Raw genomic sequence first — 21,705 nt, forward strand, 5'->3', positions numbered from 1 at the left:
CCGGTGCTTACCGGTGATCTTATTTTTCCAACTTTGCAGAAGGGGTCTTTTTAGGGAAGTTTAACAGTGCCGAAGTAATGATCGGAACAATAAAAATCCCCACGGTTAGGATAGACGTGATAACGTCTGCCTGTGAGCTTTCCAGGAAATGGGTTAAGCCTGATTCCGGGAAGAAGTGCTCATAGATAGAGAGGCTCAGTTTAAGACCGAGGATACCGATAACGATATACGCCGCTCCTTCGAGGAAGGTAAATTTCGTCATCAGCTTTACGAAAGCCTGTGCCACAAAACGCATGGCCAGGATACCGATAAATACCCCGAGGCATACCAGTAATATATTATCGGTAAATGCTACCGCTGCGAAAATATTATCTATAGAGAAGGCCATGTCCATCAGCTCCACAAGCGCCACCGTGGCCCAGAAAGGACCGATCGCACCTACTGTTGCCTTATATAGCCAGTTTTGTCCTTTGTCGATGTTCTCTTCTTCTTTCTCGCCTTCTGCCTTTTTATCTTTCCACCAGCTGAATACCAGGTAAAGGAGATATAAACCACCCAATGGTTTCAACCACCAGATCTTGATCAAGAAGGACGCAAACAGCATAGCCAGGCCGCGGAACACATAAGCGCCCAGGATACCGTATTTAAGTGCACGGTCGCGCTGCTTTTCGGGCAGGTCCATTACCATTGTAGCCAGTACAGCGGCATTGTCTACCGACAGTAAGCTTTCAATAATAACGAGGTTCCCGACAACAATAGCTGAAGGTATTGGGTTGTCAATAATTTGTTGGATTAATTCATTCATTTCACTTTATTTTTTATATAGGTTTCTACTTGTTGGCAATAGTTATTATCACAACTCTTCCTCCTTCTTCTCTCGACAGCAGGAGTCTTTTTCCATCTGTCAGCTCCACCATTGAACCAATGGGGATTTCTTTGTCTTCCGTCAGGTCTTTTAAAGAAGTAAGCTGCTGGTTTACCAACACCCATTTCCCCTGGTGAAAAACAAAATACCCTACCGGTACTTTCTGCGCAGCGGTAAGCCGTTCATTACGGATGATGTTCCTGTTTACATGCCATTGGAAAAGGTATTGGTTATTATATACCATGAGCCGGTGATTTTCCGGTTTCCAAACGGTTGGTTTAAACTCGTAATACAGGTCCAGCACCGGCAGCGTGCCTTTATGCGGTGTGCCGCAGAAAGGGCATTTGGGTGAATGGGTGTTATCAAAAACGTACCATTTCTGTTCACAGGCAGCATTGCTGCAGGGTTGCATCAGGTCTGTTGTTTTCAACAGCGCCTGTTCCCACATTTCTGCCGGCGGGCGCTCTGTGGGGGTATGCAAACCGGTTACAAACGCCTGGTAGAACAGTTCCTTCAGGTAAGGGCCTGTAATGGTGTATGGCAGCTTTGTTACGTCTGCCCAGGGCAATTCCTTCGGGTTTACCTGGTTCAGTTTAGGCCGGTTGGAAGCATCCTGCGGATGTTCTATGAACAGGGCCTTCTCTCCCATCGACAGCAGGTCGTCTTTCTCTGTGTCAAGATCATGGATCTTCCCTCCTTTCAAGGGATGACGGTACAGCAGGTACATGTAGATCATCACCGCCAATGCATGCAGGTCTGTAAGACGGCTGGGCAGTTTCCTGCCCGGATCTTTCAGGTCCAGGTGCTTGGTGGCCAGCACTTCCGGCGCAATAAAATCGGCGGTGCCGATTACATCAGGCGGAAACAGGCCAGGCACCACCAGGCCATCGATATCAATGATGGCGGCCGATTTGCTCACCGGGTCTACCAGTACGTTTTTATAAGATAGGTCCGAATGAGCCAGGCCCGCGGCATGCAGGCGTTTCACACCCCTGGAAATATTCACGCAGATCTGGAAATAACTAAGCCAGTTGCCCAGTTCAGCCTCATCCAGCCGCAGCGTAAATTGTTTATTCCTGAACTTGGGGGAAGCGAACCATTTTCCTTCTTTTTCCTTTCCTTTAATCAGGTCGTTTGATGCATAGCCTTTCTTGAAGAAAAAGTTAGCATGATAGCAAGGTACTACAAGGCCTACTTTTTTATCTGCTTCCACCATATCTGTTGGCCAGCAATAAAGCTCCCGGTAGTAGTCGCCCCCTTCCCTGTTAAAGAAGCTGTTATAATAATCTGTCACAATTTTCCGCAGCCGTTCCCTGGAGGCGAAATCCTGTGCATCACGGTAAAATGCCACCACGTAAGATCTATCCGGGCTGAAGTAAACGTCTTTCATGCCACCCCGCATAGGTTCCCCGTTATCCACGTACTGGTAACTTTTCCCTGCGTTGATGACTGAATTTACCGTTTTTGTACTCATATAATCCGCATACTTAGCTGATGATCATTAAGGTTCTGTCGTCGTGATTGCCCGGGCTCCAGAAGTCCATCCAGGCAGAAAGCTGGCCGGCGGTTTCCGGTGTATGGGGCGCCAGGTCTACTTTTACATGGTCATCATTCCGGCCGCCGAGGTCTTCCAGCAGTGCTTTCCAGGCAGCCGGTTTCTCCAGGTTGGCTTCTACTTCAAACTTGGGATCATAAATACCGTCAGTCATTAACATCAGGTAAGAGAAATCGGGCACCAGCCTGAATCCGAAGCGGGTAGCAAATGTATCACTTTTAAAGATCTCCTGCATGGTAATAAACCGGGTTCCCCCGCTGAACTCCCCTACATCGAGCTTATTCAGCAATGTCACCTCTGAAAACTCTGTGTTTATCAGTGCTATGGGGCAGTCGCCCACACCAAAGCTCATGATCACATAACCGGATGCGTATTTTTTTAAAAGTACAAATATAAGCGTGGAATGCAGATCTTTCAACGGCGCTGCGCAGTTTCCGGCAAATTCTTCCAGCTTTTTATGCACGGTGAACGCCGCTTTGCCGAGATTATCGTATACAAAACGGGTGAGCTCTTTCTGTGTTTTATCGTCTGTAGCGGAAGCATGATCTGCAATCAGCGCATCAAATGTGGCGTTTAGCTCAGGAGTGAGAAGATGCTCAAAATATTCCACCACGGAGTTACAGGCAACACGCGATCCTGCGCGGGACAGCCTGGCGCTGCCGGCTCCGTCGGACACGGCCAGTACGCTCCAGCCTGTATCTGTAAAATGTCTGAAAGCGAAGTCGTCTTCACGGAATGCCCCGGTATTGGCATGCGAGCGGCCTCTTTTAGAGGCTACTACCAGCTGTTTATCGCCCAATGAGGCTGTGGCGGTCACGTTGTCTTCTTTCCAGTAAGGATCGGCGCTATCGCTTTCTATATTTTTCCAGAGCGACCTGGGGTTGGGATTGATCACCAGCGGCACTGTTTTTTCATTGAGCGCCGTGGTATCGGTTTCCCCTTCTATGCGGTATTTCAGCACCAGTTTAAAATCGCCGCTTTTCACAGGAGTGCCGCTGATCTGTTTCTTATCTGCATCATATTGCAGGCCGGAACCTTCCAGGCCATCGATATGGAAATAGGTAAAGTCGTTCCATTTCAGTTGCCCGAAGTCCAGTTGCGCCAGGTAGGGCTTTCCTGCCGTAGCATTGGGAATGCTTACGGGCTGTTGCTGAATATCGGCCAACCTGTTTTTAAACTGCCAGGTATCCATTAATAGTTTTTTGTTTTCCATGATCAGTTTCACTGCCAGCAGGTTCTTTTCATCATTTACAAATGCGTCGAAAAGGTGCTGCCGGCGACTGTCTACCGTAATATTATTTTCCTTAAACAATTCCCGGATAAAGGACCGTCCCATGTTTATATATTATAGATTAGCCCTGAGCACGGTTTACGTCAAATCCGCCTTCACTGATACCATAAGAGGCAGTAGTGCCGCAGGTGGGACAGGTACTCATTTTTTCATCCCCTATGCAGTGGATCTGGCCACAGGAGCAAAGGGCAAATCCCCATTGGTTGCCGCAGCAGGGGCAGGTGGGATTACCGATCAGTTCCTCGCTGTTGATGCGGGCAGGCTTTACATTATCATCAGACAGTTCCCGGTAATTTTTATCTACCTGGAAAGCGCCTACCAGTTTATAATACAGCCGGCTGAGATTCAGCCCGTATAATTCCGCGTCCTGTTCCGCACGGCGGTACTTGATGAGATAATCCCGCTGCATATGCTGGCATTTCCCTACCATTACCACGAAGTTGCTGTCTGTAGAACCACGTGGGGGCATAGGTTTTGAGAGATCTATTTTCGACAGTGTATCTGTGTCATGTATTTTCGACAACTCAAATCCCGATGCATTTTTCTCCACGCTTTCGCTGCTGGTTTTAATGGAATCGGTGATCCATTTGAAGAATTGTTTGTAAGCGGCGGGGGAACTGTTTTTAAAATGCACCACATTTTCCGTAAGCTCTTTCAGCACATTGGTATCTGCCTCATCACCAAAAGAAACGGCCACCATATTGGCGCTGCGCTGCCAGTTCTGTTTCCATTCCGCGATAGCGGCGCTGGTATCATCCGTAGGCACTCCATCGGTGAACAGGAAAATGATCGGCTTCCAGTCGCCTTTCACTTCGTAAGTGGTTTTCACCTGGTTCTTCCTCAATTCATACATCAGGTGTCCCAGGCCCTTACTTAAAGAGGTGCCGCCGCCAATGGGGAAACGCGGCGGGTAAAAGTTGATGATTTCCTGCAGAGGCACCAGTGTTTTCGCCTGGCCGGCAAAAACGATGATAGATACCCAGGCTGTTTCTATGGCGTAGGGATCTGTTTTCAGTGCCTGGATGATTTGTCCCAGGCCATCTTCCACCTGCTGGATGGGCTCTCCTACCATTGATTCGGAGACGTCTATCAGGAAATAAACCGGAAGTCTTCTCATTATCCAAAATTTACAGAAGTGATATAAACTGTACCCGGGCCGGTAATTTTGAGCATACTTAACCCTTCTCCGCCCAGGAGGTTATTTCCCGAGAAATGGGACGACATCCGGTTTACCATATCGGCATTCATGCAGATGAAACTTTTTTCATCTACAAAAACGGTTTGTCCCGGTGCAAGATCCAATGTAATAGGCGTGCCTACCACATCTAAAAAAACAGTACAGAAGCCTGTTACTTTCTGCATAATCAGGCCTGTTCCGCCGATCAGGGAAGTAAGGTTCATTTTTACATCAATATCAATTTTATCGGAGGAGGCCACGTAAGCGCCTGCTTTACAAACAATGCCGGTAGTGATCTGTTTCAGGTTAACCGGCAGCAGCCCTACTTTACCTGCCACCACCAGTTTCCGCGGGTTCAGGTTGGTATTGCACAACTCCACCTGGAAGATGCTTTCACCGGTTAATTTTCTTTTAATCAACCCGGCTACACCTTTATCGAATACATTGACCTTTGAAGTAATTCCTTCTTCATAATAGATCAGTGCGCCTTTTTCACAAAAAAATTTTTCCTGCTGGGATAACTCCACTTCGAGACATTTAAAATCATGCCCGATCAATTTTACATTCATTCTTTTTATTATCAGATGACTAAATTCACTTCGCCCGGGGGCGGCGGCAGTGTTACCTGTTCCGAGGTGCCCATGCTTTTATTTCCCTGCTCTATGGTATCTGATACCCACTTAAAGAATTGTTTAAGTGTGGCGCTGTCGGCCGTGTCGAGATGAACAACGGTATCGGTCAGTTCTTTCAGCATACCATCGTCTGCGGCCTTTCCTGCGGCGCAACCCACAATGGTGGCGAAGTTCAGGCTTTTCACCAGCGGCACCATTTTGCGGTACAGCTGCAGATCCGAGGGTTTACCATCGGTAAAGAGGAACAGTAAAGGGCGCCAGTCGCCTTTCTGCGTTGGAGTGCCTTTGCGCACTTCGCTGTTTACTTTTGCATAGAGAAATTCCAGGGCATATCCTGTGTGCGTTGGACCGCTTTGCGGGCAGGTGATTTCCGGTAGCTGGAAACTGGCCAGTTCTGTGAGCGGCATCAGTTCTTTTACCTCGCGGTCGAAAGTGATGATGCTGAGCCACAGGGAATCCATTGCCTGGGGATCCATCCGCAGGGTATTTACCATGCCGCTCAATGCGTTGTTAAGTGCCTGTATGGGCTCGCCGTACATTGATCCGGAGGTATCTAATAAAAAAAATACCGGTAGTCGTCGCATGTCAAAATATTAATTTCTTAAACCACGATATTCAGTTCCGCTGGTGGTGGCGGGAGCTCGTTAAGCCCTATTACTTCCTTGCCGGTGTCTTCCACTCTTGTAGAAGTAACGCCGATGGAGGCAGTTACCCATGTAAAGAACCGGGCAATGCTCTGGCTGTCTGTAGTATCGAGGCTCAGTACATTTTCCGTTATCTGTTTCAGCACGGTGGTATCTGCACCGGAGCCGGCTGCGCAGGCAACGGTGTAGGCAACTTTGCGTTGTTTGAATGCAGCCAGGCCGCTTTGCCAGTTATCAGTAGGAATGCCGTCGGTCATAATGAATACGAGGGGTTTCCAGTCGCCTTTCTGCTCGGTGGTGGTTTTAGCCACTTCCCGGTCGATGCAGCTACTTACCAGTTGCAATGCTTCTCCCAGGGCGGTAGTGCCGCCTGCCTTTATATCTGCCACCTGGAAAGAGGCGAGATCGGTGAGTGGCACTATCTGTCTTGCAGAGCTATCAAAAGTGATGATACTGATAAATGCGGTTTCAATGGCCTGTGGGTTCTGGCGTAATGAATTGATCATTATCTGTACCCCGTTTTTCACTGCCTCAATAGGTTCTCCATTCATAGAACCGGAAGTATCTAACAAAAGATACACGGGTAATCTTCTCATACTGCATTTAATTTAATACCAGTGATGGCGTGTTGAAAAGGGTAACATTCCATCCTGCGGAACAATATGCGCCGCAGGATGAATTTATGCTGAATATAGGTGTTTTTGTTATCAGGAGTAGGTTAACTTCTTTAATTCATCCACGAAGCTGTCGGACGGATGCGGATTACCGATGGCCCTGAATTTCCAGGCGCCGTCTTTACGATAGATCTCAGCAAATGTCATAGAGCACATACCGTTATAGGTGCTGTCGCCCGACAGGCTGAACTTCGCTATTTCCTTTCCTTTTTTATCTACTGCGCGGATAAATGCGTTCTCGATCATTCCAAAGTGCTGGTTATTGGCGCGCCCGTTATAGATGGTTACCATAAACAGGATCTTGTCGTATTTGCTTTCCATCTGATCCAGTTTAATGATGATCTGTTCATCATCGCCGTCGCCTGCGCCGGTGCGGTTATCGCCGGTTAACCAGATATTACCGGAGGGGTGGCGCATAGAATTGAAGAAGATCACATCTCCCTCATACAAACCCACGGATCTGCCATCCCTTGTTTGCACGGTTCTGCCGAGGTTGGCTACTTTCCCATTGCTGTCGAGCAGCATAGCCACTGCATCCAGGTCGTATTCTTCTTCCTTTTTTTCGGTGCCGAAAAGTTTTCCGAGGAAGCCGCCTTCTTTGGCTTTGGTTTGTCTTACATCCCAGCCTAATCCGATGGTGACTGTCGACAAATCAAATTCTTCTCCTTTATCGTTTTTACGCAGGTCAATCGTCTGACCTTTTACCAGGTTAATAGCCATAGGTAATGGTTTATCAGGGGGTTATTTAATAATCTGACCTTTAAAATATTTGGATAAGAAGTAAGCCAGATCTTCCCTGTAGCCGATACCGGATGCTTCAAATTTCCACTTGCCATCTTTCAGGTACAACCGTCCGAACTCAACACCTGTTTCAATAGAGAAATCTTCTCCCAGTTCATATTTTGCAATTTCATTGCCGTTGGAATCATCTACTATACGGATATATGAATCCCTTACCTGTCCGAAGTTCTGTCGCCTGCTGATGGCTTCATGGATGGTTACCACGAATAAGATTTCCCTTACACGGGGATCTATTTTGGTAAGATCTACCTGGATGGTTTCATCATCGCCGTCTGCACTGTTTCCACCGGTAGGATCATCGCCGGTATGATGTAAAGCACCATCCGGGGAATCGGTATTTCCATAGAAAATAAAAAATTCTTCCTGGATAATGTGCCGGGTTTCATCGATCATAAATGCGGAAGCGTCCAGGTCAAAATCTGAACCTGTGCCTTCATTAGGATGCCAGCCCAAACCAATACTGATTTTGGAAAGGCCGATATCGATCCTTTGTCCTTTTTGTAAGTTAATCGCCATTATTTAAGATTTAAACCTGGGGTAATATAGTATATTTATTGCATAGTATGTATAGCAACAGCTTTCCCCGGGATTAACCAACTTTTCAAGTTAACAATGTTGTTTGATTTTCAGTAATAGAACAGGCTATGGCCCGTTTAATAACGTTTCATTATTTTCACGAGCATATCTGCAATAACAGCAAATCCTTTATCTGAAGGATGCAACCCGTCGTAGGTCATATCGATGGCAGATACCGGGTACGGATATTCATCTGTACCGGGATGAAAAGGAATGTCCTTATAATCCGGCCAGTGATAATCCCTGTATTCCCCCGTGACTGGATCTTTCAGGCGTTTATACTTTACCATGTTTTCCAGGGTGATGCCGCTGTTATGATACAGGTCCAGCAGGTCAACATGTTCGTAGCGGGCAATGGAGTCGATCGCTGCTGCTACCTGTGAAAGCTGTTGTCCTTTCTTTTCCCTGTAAGAGCCCCAGGCATTGTTATTCAAATCATTGATATAAACAAAATCGCCCCGCTGCAACGGGGTGATCAGGATGATGTGCGCTTTCTCATTCAGGGATCTCAGTTTATCAATAATAGTCCGGAATGCGCCGTATACGGTACCATTGCCGGTTTGCTGCAAATAGTCGGAGAAATTACCAACAGGGCGGCCTCCCCACCAGTCGTTGGTACCGAGAAATACGGAGTATACATCAGCCCTTACCAGGTCCAGTTTTTCTATGGCATCAGCTATACCGCCGGAGGTCCAGCCGTTGTAGCCTTTATTGATATACTGTATATGCGGCAGCTTTTCGGTTACCCTTGTCATGTATCCTTTGGTGATGCGGTTCCCCGTTTCATCGCGGTGCTCATTGAGATAGGTAATGGAATCTCCGATAGCCACCCAGGTTATTTTCCGGGGTGCAAAAGCGGTAACTGTTATTGCTATTGTTATTGCGATAAGAAAGCCTGTCAGCCATTTCTTCATGCGGGTATATTTTTTCAGGGACTGAAATTAATCATATTCGTTAAAAGTGGGGGAAATTTATAGCTGGACTACTACCCGATTATAAACTGGACTATCCTGTTCAACGGGGTCTGCGTTATTTTTGTGTATCAAAAATTATTACGTGATGACTATCAAGCAGGATATATCGCAACTCTTTTTACGGGTAGGGTTAGGCGCCGGTTATCTGTGTGCGGGGCTCGACAGGTTTGGTGCATGGGGGCCTCCGGGCGCATCACATGTGAGTTGGGGCGACTGGCAGCACTTTATGCAATATGCTGTTCAGCTGATGTTCTTTCTCCCCTATTCAGTGGCGGAAATTTTTGCGGGGATAGCTTCCGGGGCAGAAATAATTTTTGCTATTCTTCTGATCACCGGTTTCCGGACGCGATGGGCCGCTATTGGCAGCGGTGTATTACTGCTTGGTTTTGCACTGGCGATGACCATAGCCCTGGGAATAGCTGCGCCGTTGAATTATTCTGTGTTTACCGCCAGCGCCGGTAGTTTTTTATTGTCCACCTTACCGGCATACCGCTGGAGTATAGACGGGATAAGGAAAAGCGCTTAGTCCCGTTTCCCTTTTAAGTAGGCAAATATTGCCATGGCATGGCCATGTCCCAGTTCGTATTCTTCTTTCAGCCAGGTTACAATTTCGCCTGCTTTTACCGCCAGTTCGCCGTTCCGGAGAAATTTTTTCTTTTCTGCCAGCTTTTCAAAATCGGCTGCGGTTTTGCCCGTCTTTGTTTTGATATTGTCTAAATAAGCCTGGAATGACATAATGTTTGTTTTTTAATGATCCTGCAAGAAGTATCTTATTAAAACAAAATTACTCATTCAGGTAAACATACAAGGGGTGCGGATCCGACAATACCGGGGTGATTTGCGGCTTCTTTTCCAGGGTTGTTTTTTTTGTTGCCCCCATGATCCACCTGGCCAGCCAGTTCATTTTCTTAATACGGCAATTGTGAAAAGCAGACATCTGCCACTGGCCTTCCGGGTTTTTCAGCCATACTGTAGTGTTCACCGACTGGCGGCTTTCAGGTACCTTCTTCTGCCAGCGGAAACGGATAGCGCCGGTAGCTATTACTAACGCTACATTTTCATCGAGGAAACGCACCTGTCGGATATGGCCATGGAGCCTGGCTCCCTTGAACATAAAATTGTTCATCAGCTGTTCGTGCGTTGTAATATATTCCTCCCGTCCCTTTAAGTGCATGCCATTAAATGTAATGTAGTCGCAATCTTCTGTGAGATGTACGGAAGCGCCCCGGAAATCCAGCGTCCGGAAAGCGTGATAGAGGGCATTGTTGGCTGCTTTGATCGCGTTCAATTCATATGCTTCATTCATACGATAATGGTTTTGAATATGGATACGAAAATAGGTGGTTGCCTTACTGCCGCCTAGTACAAATGGGTTAATGGCAGCATCATGCCGGTAAAAGCAAGTTTTTTACCGGTAAATGCGGAGGGAAATAAAAAGGGTCGCCTGTGCACAGGCGACCCTTTTTCCGGCGATACTATTTACTTCTTCTGATCCCACCAAACCTTCGACAGGTAAGAGTCTCCCCTGGCAAGACCAGACACGGCGCTTCTGTAATTATCTGTATTCAGCAGGGCTTCCAATGAAGAGTACACTGCCCTGCGGGGAATAGTTCCGTTGGTAGATCCCTGGTTAGGTCCCGGTGTTAAAACGGGATAACCGGTACGGCGCCATTCTGCATAGGCTTCATAGTCGCGCCCAAAGAGCATGATCCATTTCTGCGTCATGATCTTCTCCAGCTGTTTTTCTGCGGAAAGCCCTGCAAGTGAAAATTCAGCATCAATATATGCCTGTGGAATGGTTGTAATATTATAGGGCTGTACAGCCATTGCCGCCCTGATACCATCCTGGTAAAACTTCTCAGCTTCCGATGGCGCAGCGCCCCAGCCCATTAGTGCAGCTTCGGCCTTGAAGAAGCAAACATCCGCATATGTAAATACGTAAGCAGGAATGGGAGTAGCCAGTGTTCTGTTAAAATAGGTGGTCATGGAAGCGGTAGAGTAATCATCTTTGATGATGCCCGATAACAATGCATCCGTTAATGCCACGCCAATGCCCTTGTACACAGGCGTTCCACTGTTCTTTGAATTCACTGTAGGCGCTGCAATAAAAGTAAGACGGGGATCATGTTTATCGTTCAGCGTAGCTACAAAGGCAGCAGCCAGGTATCTCAGATCGGGGCTGCCGCTGATAAACTGCGCCAGGATGGGGTTGGCGTTGGTAGTTTGCGCATCATTAAAAGTAGGTACGGTGGCGTTATCTTTATTATCAGAAAAAAGCGGTTGGCTCATTGCTTCCCTCACTGTTTTTTCTGCCAGCTGCGGCGCTGCATATTTAATGCGCATACCTAAACGAAGTTTGAGTGAGTTACCAAATTTCTTCCAGTTGTCGGTAGCGCCTTTGTAATAGAAGTCCGCGTTACCGTATGATACATCGCCGGAATTGATACTGGCAATAGCTGCATCCAGGTCTGCAATAAGACGCTCATAGATAGCCTGCTGACTGTCGTATGCCGGCTTATTATTTACATCGGCGGCATCTTCTGTGGTTTGTGAAAAAGGCACGGCGCCAAACAGATCTGTGAGGCGTTGCCAGATAAATATTTCGAGGATACGCGCAATGGCAAGCCTGGTCCTGCCGGCAGGATCATTTTCTTTTCCCTTTAATGCCTGGTTGCGGATCTGGCCCAGGTTTCTCAGCAGGGTGTAATGCGCTGCCCACATATTATTGTCTGGCTGCTGAATATAGCGTGAAGTAGGCGCTACCAGTCCGCCGGCCCAATACTGTACCCAGGAGCCCACCTGTATATTAGCGGTTTCAGTGCCTTCGGAAAAAGCGGCATCCTTCTGTACTTTAGACAGCAGTAAGGCAGGGTCGATGTTTGTTACCGTGGTAGGCGGGGTATTAAGATCACTGAAATTTTTTGTGCAGCCGCCCAGCAACAGCCCAGCGGTTAACACCAATGCTTTCCTGTATATCGATGATTTGTTTTTCATATGCTTCGTTTTTTCAGGTTAAAGGTCCAGGCTTACGTTCACTCCAAAACTTCTCATCATTGGCAGAGCCGTTGACTCCAGGCCAAGAGAAGAGTTATTTACGTTAAAAGAAGAGGCTTCAGGCGAGAAGCCATCTGTTTTCCGCTGGAAATAAAAAAGATTCCTACCGTATATTCCTACATTCATTCTCCGGATAATTTTCCCGGAGAATAATTTTGATGGCAGTGCGTAGCTCAAACTGATTTCACGCATCGCCACGTAGCTGGCATCATTGATCATTTCTTCCGACACTACGTTTTCCTTATCGCTGGCTACTACGTTCCAGTAATCCTGGGCCTGTACTTTCATGGTATTGGCTTTGCCGGTACCTACCCAGTTGCCGTTATTATCTTTCTCTGCCATTACGCCTGAAGCTACGTAACTGCCATCCCTTCCTGCCAGAGTTTTCTTCGTGGTGCCATAGATCAACTCTTCACGGTTGCTTTGGGAATATACGAGCCCACCCTGGCGGATATCTACCAGCGCCGCGAGGGCCAAACCTTTGTAACGGAAAGTATTGGAGAACCCGCCGGTCCAGTCGGGCATAGCATTACCCAGCTCCGTCAGCTGCCGTCCCTGTGTGCGCAATGGCAGGCCGGTGGCCGGATCTATCAGCCTGTTGCCTGCCTCATCTTTCAGCCAGGCAAAACCGGTGCCTATCATAGTTCCGAAAGGCTTGCCGGGTGCGGCGATCACATTGATGCCACGGTCGCTGCCGAGTACAAATGTTTCCACTCCTTCTGTGAGCGATACCACTTCGTTTTTATTACGGGAAAAAGTAAAGATGCTTTCCCAGGTAAATCCATTCGACAGTTTAACGGGTGTTCCGTTTAAAGACAATTCTATTCCCTTATTGCGGATCTCACCGGCATTGATCCTGCGGGCTTCAAATTTGCTGGATGGGGGCAGCGGCACATCGAGGATCTGGTTTTTCGTAGCGGCGTTATAGTAGGTAAAGCTGATGCCCAGTCTATTATTCAGCAAACGTACATCTGTACCAAATTCCACCGAGGTGGTAAGTTCATTTTTCAGGTTAGGATCCGGAATAATGGAGGTAAAAGAGGCCAGCGGCTGTCCGCCGTGCGTGAACTGATCCAGGCTGTAGGCCCCGGTAAGCTGGTAAGGGTTACCGGAACTGCCGGCCTGCGCCAGTGATCCGCGTAGCTTCCAGAAGCTCACAATGTTGTTGTTCATCTTCAACAGATCAGTCATAATTAAACTGGTACTTACCGACGGATAGAAAAAAGAATTGTTACTGGCTGATAAGGTGGATGACCAGTCGTTCCGGGCAGAAAAATCAATAAACCAGTAATTCCGGAACGCCAGTTGGCCGAAGCCGTATACAGAGTTTATTTCAGACTCCTGCAAGTCGAAAAGATAGGAGTTGGTAAGGGTATTATTGATCACGTGCAGATCCGGCACAATAAATTCTTTGCCGGTGTTGCCGGTCATGCGCATAAATTTCCTCTGGTGACTGGCGCCTGCGTTCAACCCGAGGGTGAAGTCCCTGCTCAGTTCCAGGTTACCGTTCAGCAACACATCATAGTTATCTTCCCGAACCCTGATTACCCGGTTCTCAATATCTCCATTCCTGTTCTGGCTCTGGTAAGTGCCTTTGGCTCTCCAGCGCAGGCGTTCTTCTGTATAAAAATCTGTTCCTCCCCTTGCCGTTATTTTCAGCCATTTATTGAAGTCGTACGATAACCGCAACATCCCCAGGAGCCTGTCGCGCTGATCAGTGTTTTCCGTTTTATGGATGGTCCAGTAAGGATTAGCGGTAGAACTGTTGGTGGCATAGGTTTTCTCCAGTCCCGGTGTTACGCCGCTGTAACCAAATTGTTTGGCTACATCATCGGCAGTCCATGCATAGTCTGCAAGGATGCTTAACGGCATGCTCCTTGGCTGGCTGATGAACAGGTATGCGGGGTTATCAGAGGCGTCGGAAAGTGTGGGCCTGTTTTTACCTTTCTGGGAGATGTAATTAAGCTTGGCATCCAGTTGTAACCGGGGCGTAATATACGCCTGCGTACGAAGGGTAAAGGTGTTCCTGTCGAGCGTATTCGTAGGCACATAACCGTTAACATGCGTATTGGAATAGGAGAAGCGGTAGTTCACTTTATCGTTTCCTCCATCTGCCGCGACGTTATTAACGAATTGTTTTTCCCGGTTAAAAAAGTTTTTATAGGTGTTGGGTTGTGGTGTAAGCTTCAATATGTTTCCCCACTGGTCTTCATACTCCTGGCCTTCCATTTTCGGGCCCCAGCTGCTGCGGGCGATCCTGTCGCGGCCGGCGCTCATTTTTGGTATGCCTTGTAAACCCTGTTCCCTGGCCTGGGCCATGGTATATACTTTCCCATCGGTAGCGCGGAAGTGTGTGAAATCGCCGTTGAGGCCCTGGCCATATTCATCCTGGAAATCGGGTGTAACCAATGCATTGCCGATGGAGTAATCGCTGCTGAATTTCAACCCTATTCCTTTTCGGGAGCTGCCGGACTTTGTAGTGATGAGCACTACGCCGTTACTGCCCCGCTGGCCATACAAGGCAGCGGCATTAGGACCTTTCAGTATAGAGATGCTTTCAATATCTTCCTGGTTAATATTGGAGATGCCATCGCCATAGTCCACACCGCCGGTGCTGCCTGCGGCGCCGATGTTCTGGTTATCGAGGGGCACTCCGTCTACTACATACAGGGGTTGGCTATTGCCTTGCAGGGAGTTGTTTCCGCGGATTAGGATCTTGGAAGACCCCCCGGCGCCGGAGGCGGGCTGACTTACCTGTACGCCGGCTACTTTACCTGATAAAGCATTGGCCACATTCACTTCTTTCCCTTCAGACAGGTCGGCGCCTTTTAGCTCTGCTACGGTATACCCGAGCGATTTACTCTCCCTTTTGATACCAAGCGCCGTTACCACTACTTCCGACAGGCCTTTGGAGCTTTCTGTGAGCTTTACATCCAGCGTAGTGTTACCGGCCGTTTCCACGCGTTGCCTGTTAAATCCTATAAACGAAAACAGCAGCGCATGCGTGCCGGAAGGCACCTGGATGCTGTACTTTCCCATGGCGTCCGTTACTGCGCCCCGTGCAGACCCTTCTACGGTAACCGTTACGCCGGGCAATGGTGCGCCTTTTTCATCGGTAACCCTTCCGGTGATCAATGTATCCGCCACCAGTTCTGTTGCTGTTTTCTTCAGCGGTATTTCCTTCAGGGTAATAGTGCGGTCAATGATCTTGTATTCCAGCGGCTGGCCGGCCAGGCATTGGTTAAGCACAGTAGTTAACGGGGCATCCTTTACATTTAAAGAAACAGGCGTAGTGTTTTTCAGGATGTCGTTGTTGTATAAAAAGTAATAGCCCGTTTGTTGCTTAATGGCATCAAACACCTGTTGCAACGGCACTTTCTTTACCGACAGCGTAACTTTCTGGGCATACGCGGTGGCTCCCGCGCTGAGGACGCAAAGAAAAAGCAGCAGGGTGGTCAGCTTTGCAGCCACCTTCATTTTTACAGGCAATGGGAGGAGTATGTCCCGCCTGAAAGCGGAAGTAAATCTTTTCATCATCGGTTTAATTTTAAATTAATAGCGATTGATCCTTTTAAATTCTGGTCTTTGTTAATTACAGGTTCTTGTTTTATCTACTTGCGTGTATCCGTTCCTGTTATACCGGTATTATTCTGTCATTGACACTGTCACTTCCCTCCCGTTCACCCTGAAGTGAGCGCCGCTCACGAAGTTGAGCATTTCCAGCACCTGCGACAGCCTTGCCTGGCGGCTGATATTACCGCTGATACGTTTTACCGGCAGCGGGCCTGTATAGCGGATATCGAGGTCGTACCAGCGTGCCACCTGTTCCATGATCTCACGGAAGTCATCATCCTTAAAAAAGAAAATGCCTTCTTTCCAGGCGATGGCCTTTTCCGTGTCGGCATTGGAAATGCGTACCTGGTTATCCTGTACATCCGCCTGCTGACCGGGCAACAGCTGCCAGGCGCGTTTATCCTTTACCTGGATCTTTACGGCGCCGGTGATCAGCGTGGTTTTTACTGCTTTGCTGTAAGCGCCGATGTTGAAATGGGTGCCCAGTACCAGCACTTCCATGTTCTGCACCATAACTTTGAATGGCTTATCCTGACTTGCGGCTACTTCAAAGTATCCTTCCCCGGTAAGTTCCACGCGGCGCTCGCCCTTACTGAAATGTACCGGGAACTTCAGCGAAGATGCCGCGTTCAGCCATACCCGCGTACCATCTTCCAGGGTAAGCTGGTATTGCCCGGCCTTTGCGGTAGATAAGGTATTAAACAAGGCAGTGGCAGGTGATTCATTTGTTTTGCTGTATACAAGGCCGCCCGGCTGTTGTGCAATCGTGGTGCCATCGGCTTCTTTGATGGTTTCTTGCTGTTGGTTGCCCAGGTGCACGGTTTGCCCGTTGCCCAGCCTGAGAGTGGCATTGCTGCTTCCGGGAAGTATATCGTTTTTTACTGGCGGAGAAGTAACGGCCATTTTTTTTGCCGGCCGGGGCAACGGTGTATACCATTTATGACCGACGATAACGCCGGTAAGCACTGCAGCTGCGGCTATCCATTTTGTAATACGCCGCCATGCCACTTTTTTACCGGGAACTACAGGAGTAGCACGGGCCATCACGGCCTGCCAGTCGGCATCCACATCAATAGTATCATGAAACGCTATGGCATCGCGCAGGGCTTCCCGGTGCTGCAGGGATTCCAGTAACTGCCGGTGGCGTACATCTTTATCCAGCCAGGCTTCCAGCTCCTGTTGTTCAGCTGCAGATGCCTGTTCCCGGAGATACTTTAAAATTAGGTCGGCGTATTTATACAGATCCTGGTTTTGTTCCATAAAGTTTGCGTACCAGGTAAAGAAACGCGGGATGAAAAAAAGGGTGAAAGGGAAATAATATTTTTTTGGGGAGATAGATTACAGGAACAGTACTGCATAAATTTCGGGGTTAAGGCGTTGCCTCAGCAGGTGCAGTCCCCTTTTCTTCTGGGTTTTAACGGTATTAATGCTGATATTCAGCTGATCGGCAATCTCCTGGTTCTTAAGCCCGCTGATATAGCCCATCCTGATAATTGCCTGGCAGGCTTCCGGCAGTGTTTCCAGCGCCCGGTTGATTTCCCCGATCACTTCCGACCGGATCATGGTTAATATTACAGAAGGATCGTTTTCCGATAATTCTTCCTGCGCGGCTGCGAATTTCTCCACTACTTTCTCATGACGGATAGCATTCAGGCAGGCATTACGCACTGTAGTGTACAGGAAGTTTTTAATAGCCACCGGGTGAGCGCTTACCTGGCCCTGTTGCCCCAGGTAGCTTACAAAGGCTTCCTGGGCAATATCCCTGGCCTTGTCTTTATTGCCTGTAAACTGGAAGGCAAAGTAACAAAGCCGCGTATAGTACATTTTGAAAAGTACGGCTGGCTCCAGTGCTTCGCTTGGCGTTGACATAAAATATACCTTTCGTGATCAATTCTGACAATCCGGAGACCACAGATCATGGCATCTTCTTTGAAAAATAACACATTTATTTCAAAAAAAAGAAAACATATACCGGCTTACCCGTATAAACAAAGCCCGCGTGGTAAACACGCAGGCTTTGTTGTATATATTGTCCTGTTTTAATCAGGGCTTTTCTCCGGGATTATTTTCCGACGGAGGCAAGGCAGGAGCATCTGTTATTTCATTGGAACTACCCGGTTCGCCATTACCATTGGCTTCATCCGGTTCGCCTGCCCCTGTTGTAAAAGCAACGCTTTCCTTTTCCGCTTTCTTCCTGCTGAAAAGACGTTTAAAAAATCCGAACAGCGCTATAAATCCGAGTGCTATAAATTTCCACCCGGCAGCGAGATACTTCAGCAAAATAGCAAAGAAACCTACTTTCGCCAGTACCTTACCTGCCACTAATCCGCCGATAGACCAAGCCGCCACGTTATCCATTTTAGGATCAAAATCAAAATAAGTATTTCCCTGCGTGAAGGTAGCCATGTGCAATACCTTATTGATATCTGCTTTCACCAGCGGGAGCTCGCTCATTTTACAAACCGCGTTGAGCGATAATACGCCATGGCGGCCCAGGATACGGATTTCATAGTTCAATGTGTGCCCGCCTTCCTGGTCGTCGAAACGGATCTCCTTTGCCCAGTGCAATACTTTATTTTGCTTATCGTAGAAAGGCTGCTGCGCCCATCCAATCAGGTGGATTCCCGGGTAACCTTCTTTAGCGCGTGCTTCATTGGTTTCCTTCTCTCCTTCCTGCATGTTCTTCATCATTTCACTATAATCAATCTTTTCCGCGTCATCGTCTTTTACATAGCCAATATCCTCGAATTCGATAATAAAGGCATAGCTGCTATCTGCAAAGGGATCTGAATGTTCCGGGAAAATCATTCCCAGCGTTTTACTGGCATTTTCCGGCGGGTTGCCCCAGAGAGTAGTAAGCACATACTGGCTCTTTTCCTTATTCAGAAATTTAAACCCCGCAGGAACATTGATCTCCGCTTTACCTCCCGGCAATATAATAGTGCCGGTTTCATACTTAAAGGATTTGTTTACAGAATCAACATAGTTATCAAGCGCTTGCTGGTAAAGTACTGTTGAATCTTCTTCGGGGTCTGCTTTGGGAACAACAGGGGTTGCATACAAACCCAGGGTTGCCAGCAGCAACCCTGTCAGGTACAGGTACTTGAACATAAGTTATCAGTGTTTAAGAGGGAGCAATTTGCGATAAATATCTGAAATCCGGAAGAGGTGGGGAATATTTTGCGGATGATCATCCGGCAATGGTGCTGTTGGTGTACTCCTTTAGTTGCGCCAGTGCCTTCTTATGGCCATTCTTCAACGCTTTTTCAAAATAATGCTTTGCCCAGCGGGGAGATTGAGGTACGCTATGACCTTTCTACCCCTTATTATTTTCCCCTTTCTGAAATAATTCCTTAATTTAGTTTACCTGAATATGTGAAACGCATCACCGCGTAACCCGGGAACCCTTAAACCAAAATCTGTCGATTCTTACTGTTTTGTTAATCAATAAATCTGACCAATGAAAAGCAAAAACCTCCATTTCCTATTAGCAGTCATGCTATTATTGCCTGCTCTTTTTATGGCCTGTAAACGAGCCTCCGGCGGGGAATTCCAGCTTGTACACGACCAAAACAAATCAGGTTTGCAAAACTTTACGCCCAGCGCGTATGATCTGAATGTGGTTTACTTTGTACCTTCCGATGGCGATACTATCGCGCACTACCGGGAACGGCTAAACGGTATCCTGCTGCAAGGGCAACGTTTCTACCGCAAGTGGATGAACTATTACGGCTATGGCGACCGCTCCTTCGGGCTGCGGCTGGATTCCGCCGGTAAGGTAAAGATCACCGTAGTAAAAGGCGCACTACCCAAAACAGGCTACCTTTATCATGGAGGCGGCGGTATTGCCATCGGTGAACTGAACACCTGGTTTGCCGCACACCCGGCAGATAAGCACAGTGAGCACACACTGGTGATCATGCCTGCCAGTACCTATGCCGCCGACGGCGATCCCGGCGGCGTACCCTTCTACGGTATAGGCCGCTGGTGCTTTGTACTGGACTATGCAGAAATGGACACCAGCTATCTCGGGCAAAATACCACGCTGGGCAAGCGCGCTACCAAATGGATAGGCGGCCTTATGCATGAATTGGGCCATGGCCTTAACCTGCCGCATAACAAGGAAAAAGTATCTGAAGCCGCAGACCCGGCGAAAGGCACGGCTCTCATGGGAAGCGGTAATTATACCTACGGAAAAAGCCCCACCTTCCTTACTGCTGCCAGCGCCGCAATTCTCAACAACTCACAGGTATTCCGTACCAGTACCGCCACAGGTATTTATGGAGATGGAAACACCACCATCAATATTATCAAAGCCAGTTATACCGGTGGTAATATTGTGCTGAATGTGAAATTCTCCTCCACGCAAACGGTGAATAATGTAAACGTATATAACGATCCCGAAGGAGGAGGCGACTACGACGCTGTTCCGTGGGTTGCCGCGCCTTCGGGCGACAGTATACAGCTGAGCATGCCCATCAGCGAGTTCCATAAAAAGACAGGCAACTACGCCCTGCGTATCCGCTTCCTGTATACCAACGGTTCTTTTACGGAGATCTCTTACCCGTATACTTTTGTAAACAATGAACCTGTACTGGATATCAGCATCAAAGATGAACTGAATAAATCTTCCTGAAGCATTGCCTATGTAAGCAGCCAGGAAGACGAGAGCCCTGCCATCAACCTGCTGGACAATGACCAGGCAACGATATGGCATACACAATGGAAATCCGTACAACCGGCGCATCCGCATACAGTGATTGTAAACATGGGCGCTATAAAGTCTATACAGGGACTGGCATTCCAACAACGCGTCGACCTGAACGGATCCTTAAAAGACATCTCTGCATTCACCAGCACCGATAATATCACTTACACACCGAGGGGTAACTATACGCTGGCGAATGTAAACAGTAAACAGTATATCTCATTCGGGGCGACTGTTTCCGCCAGGTATATCAAAATCGTGACCGCTTCCAATTACGCGGACTCGCATTATGCGGTCCTTTCAGAGTTAGGGGCCTGGTAATCACATCTCTCAAAAATAAAAAAACAGGGTACGGTATTATCACCGTACCCTGACTTTATCTACCGCAATCTGCGCTCCACATAAATGTGAATAGCCTGCTGCATAAATTTACCAAAAGCCGGGTTGGCCACGCCATTTACCTGCGTATACCTTTCATCATTAGCCAGCAGGTCGCCCAGGCCCTTGTAGGCTTCCGCCTGGTTGCCGGCCTTTCCCCAGAACTTCAGGATATAATGATAGTGAACATCAATTTCCTGTTGCACCTGCTCCGCCGCGGGGTCCTGGCCCGACAGTAAAGCCAGTTTTTCCCAATTGGCTTTAAAACCTTCCTGCAGTTGCCGGTAGCTGTCCATATCCATAGTTAGCAATTGCTTTTCCGCATGCGCTACCTGGTCCGGCCACTTTTCCTTTGCCTCACGGCGCCAGGCTTCAGCCTGTTCCTTTGGCAGCCCTGCATATAAATCTTCTACGTTCATGTTTACCTTGTTTTTTAAGTGAAAAATGGTTTTCTCCACAGTAGCTACTAAAGTTTCTATACGGCTTTTCTTCGATAACAGCATTTGCCGGTGCGACTCCAACGCATGCACCAGGTCAAATTCCGGATCATCCAGTATATTACCGATGTCTTTCAGTTCTACATCCAGCTCCCTGTAAAAAAGGATCTGCTGTAACCGGAGCAATTCCGCTTCGCCATATAGCCTGTACCCCGCGGCGGTACGCACAGAGGGCGTAAGCAAACCGATCTGGTCGTAATAGTGGAGCGTGCGCACACTCACACCTGCCAGTTTTGCCAGTTTATTTACCGCATAGTGCTTCATCACTTTAGTAACTGTTTGGTTGAAAACAAAGGTAGGCTATGA

At 48.0% G+C, this 21,705-nt stretch carries 21 protein-coding genes; 3 read left to right on the top strand and 18 right to left on the bottom strand.

Annotated features, from left to right (window positions below; translation table 11 throughout):
* Positions 1–19: 19 nt before the first annotated feature.
* The 10 genes from ABIE50_RS22920 to ABIE50_RS22965 all read right to left on the bottom strand — a co-directional run bounded on the left by ABIE50_RS22920 (position 20) and on the right by ABIE50_RS22965 (position 9,129).
* Complete coding sequence (locus ABIE50_RS22920) at positions 20–805, bottom strand: TerC family protein (protein WP_142688214.1); 786 nt, start codon at positions 803–805, stop codon at positions 20–22.
* Between the two features lie 25 nt (positions 806–830).
* Positions 831–2,339 (bottom strand): helix-hairpin-helix domain-containing protein, encoded by a 1,509-nt coding sequence (locus ABIE50_RS22925; RefSeq protein WP_209859305.1) that lies wholly within the window; start codon positions 2,337–2,339, stop codon positions 831–833.
* Between the two features lie 13 nt (positions 2,340–2,352).
* The gene (locus ABIE50_RS22930; protein WP_209859303.1) at positions 2,353–3,756 is read right to left on the bottom strand and encodes a PP2C family serine/threonine-protein phosphatase; all 1,404 of its coding nucleotides are present in this window, start codon (positions 3,754–3,756) and stop codon (positions 2,353–2,355) included.
* 16 nt (positions 3,757–3,772) lie between these two features.
* Complete coding sequence (locus tag ABIE50_RS22935; RefSeq protein WP_209859301.1) at positions 3,773–4,828, bottom strand: TerY-C metal binding domain-containing protein; 1,056 nt, start codon at positions 4,826–4,828, stop codon at positions 3,773–3,775.
* Positions 4,828–5,457, bottom strand: a complete 630-nt coding sequence (locus ABIE50_RS22940) for an AIM24 family protein (protein ID WP_209859299.1) — start codon at positions 5,455–5,457, stop codon at positions 4,828–4,830. Before ABIE50_RS22940 ends, ABIE50_RS22935 begins: the two co-directional genes overlap by 1 nt.
* Before the next feature lie 11 nt (positions 5,458–5,468).
* The gene (locus tag ABIE50_RS22945; protein ID WP_142688209.1) at positions 5,469–6,104 is read right to left on the bottom strand and encodes a vWA domain-containing protein; all 636 of its coding nucleotides are present in this window, start codon (positions 6,102–6,104) and stop codon (positions 5,469–5,471) included.
* A gap of 17 nt (positions 6,105–6,121) precedes the next feature.
* Complete coding sequence (locus ABIE50_RS22950) at positions 6,122–6,760, bottom strand: vWA domain-containing protein (RefSeq protein WP_209859297.1); 639 nt, start codon at positions 6,758–6,760, stop codon at positions 6,122–6,124.
* Positions 6,761–6,871: 111 nt separating this feature from the next.
* On the bottom strand, positions 6,872–7,558 hold the full coding sequence (locus ABIE50_RS22955) for a TerD family protein (RefSeq protein ID WP_209859295.1): 687 nt from the start codon (positions 7,556–7,558) through the stop codon (positions 6,872–6,874).
* Between the two features lie 21 nt (positions 7,559–7,579).
* Positions 7,580–8,155 (bottom strand): TerD family protein, encoded by a 576-nt coding sequence (locus ABIE50_RS22960; RefSeq protein WP_142688206.1) that lies wholly within the window; start codon positions 8,153–8,155, stop codon positions 7,580–7,582.
* A 137-nt stretch (positions 8,156–8,292) separates the two neighbouring features.
* Positions 8,293–9,129: an SGNH/GDSL hydrolase family protein gene (locus ABIE50_RS22965; protein WP_209859293.1), complete on the bottom strand. Its 837-nt coding sequence runs from the start codon at positions 9,127–9,129 to the stop codon at positions 8,293–8,295.
* 145 nt (positions 9,130–9,274) lie between these two features.
* On the opposite strand from ABIE50_RS22965, the gene ABIE50_RS22970 reads away from it, so the two are divergent.
* The gene (locus ABIE50_RS22970) at positions 9,275–9,715 is read left to right on the top strand and encodes a DoxX family protein (RefSeq protein ID WP_209859291.1); all 441 of its coding nucleotides are present in this window, start codon (positions 9,275–9,277) and stop codon (positions 9,713–9,715) included.
* Here the strand turns inward: ABIE50_RS22970 and ABIE50_RS22975 are convergent.
* The 7 genes from ABIE50_RS22975 to ABIE50_RS23005 form a co-directional block, all read right to left on the bottom strand.
* Positions 9,712–9,924: a DUF4287 domain-containing protein gene (locus ABIE50_RS22975; protein ID WP_209859289.1), complete on the bottom strand. Its 213-nt coding sequence runs from the start codon at positions 9,922–9,924 to the stop codon at positions 9,712–9,714. The two genes, ABIE50_RS22970 and ABIE50_RS22975, sit on opposite strands and share 4 nt — an antisense overlap.
* A gap of 49 nt (positions 9,925–9,973) precedes the next feature.
* Positions 9,974–10,495: a YybH family protein gene (locus ABIE50_RS22980; protein ID WP_209859287.1), complete on the bottom strand. Its 522-nt coding sequence runs from the start codon at positions 10,493–10,495 to the stop codon at positions 9,974–9,976.
* Positions 10,496–10,668: 173 nt separating this feature from the next.
* The gene (locus ABIE50_RS22985) at positions 10,669–12,183 is read right to left on the bottom strand and encodes a SusD/RagB family nutrient-binding outer membrane lipoprotein (protein WP_209859285.1); all 1,515 of its coding nucleotides are present in this window, start codon (positions 12,181–12,183) and stop codon (positions 10,669–10,671) included.
* An 18-nt stretch (positions 12,184–12,201) separates the two neighbouring features.
* The gene (locus tag ABIE50_RS22990; RefSeq protein ID WP_209859283.1) at positions 12,202–15,780 is read right to left on the bottom strand and encodes a SusC/RagA family TonB-linked outer membrane protein; all 3,579 of its coding nucleotides are present in this window, start codon (positions 15,778–15,780) and stop codon (positions 12,202–12,204) included.
* Between the two features lie 108 nt (positions 15,781–15,888).
* Positions 15,889–17,076, bottom strand: a complete 1,188-nt coding sequence (locus ABIE50_RS22995) for a FecR domain-containing protein (RefSeq protein WP_209859281.1) — start codon at positions 17,074–17,076, stop codon at positions 15,889–15,891.
* A 78-nt stretch (positions 17,077–17,154) separates the two neighbouring features.
* Entirely contained in the window at positions 17,155–17,685 is a 531-nt protein-coding gene (locus ABIE50_RS23000; protein ID WP_209859278.1) for an RNA polymerase sigma-70 factor, read from the bottom strand.
* 174 nt (positions 17,686–17,859) lie between these two features.
* Entirely contained in the window at positions 17,860–18,927 is a 1,068-nt protein-coding gene (locus tag ABIE50_RS23005; protein WP_209859276.1) for a DUF2167 domain-containing protein, read from the bottom strand.
* 409 nt (positions 18,928–19,336) lie between these two features.
* Here ABIE50_RS23005 and ABIE50_RS23010 point away from each other — a divergent pair, with 409 nt between their 5' ends.
* Together ABIE50_RS23010 and ABIE50_RS23015 are read left to right on the top strand one after the other, a co-directional pair.
* Positions 19,337–20,452, top strand: a complete 1,116-nt coding sequence (locus tag ABIE50_RS23010) for a hypothetical protein (protein ID WP_354028136.1) — start codon at positions 19,337–19,339, stop codon at positions 20,450–20,452.
* A 3-nt stretch (positions 20,453–20,455) separates the two neighbouring features.
* Positions 20,456–20,845 carry a discoidin domain-containing protein gene (locus ABIE50_RS23015; RefSeq protein ID WP_209859990.1) on the top strand — a complete coding sequence of 130 codons (390 nt, stop codon included), beginning with the start codon at positions 20,456–20,458 and terminating at the stop codon, positions 20,843–20,845.
* A gap of 59 nt (positions 20,846–20,904) precedes the next feature.
* Here the strand turns inward: ABIE50_RS23015 and ABIE50_RS23020 are convergent, their stop codons facing one another.
* Positions 20,905–21,663 carry a MerR family transcriptional regulator gene (locus tag ABIE50_RS23020; protein ID WP_354028290.1) on the bottom strand — a complete coding sequence of 253 codons (759 nt, stop codon included), beginning with the start codon at positions 21,661–21,663 and terminating at the stop codon, positions 20,905–20,907.
* Positions 21,664–21,705: the final 42 nt, after the last annotated feature.

The organism is Chitinophaga sp. OAE865 (genome assembly GCF_040546735.1).
GTDB lineage: Bacteria > Bacteroidota > Bacteroidia > Chitinophagales > Chitinophagaceae > Chitinophaga > Chitinophaga polysaccharea_A.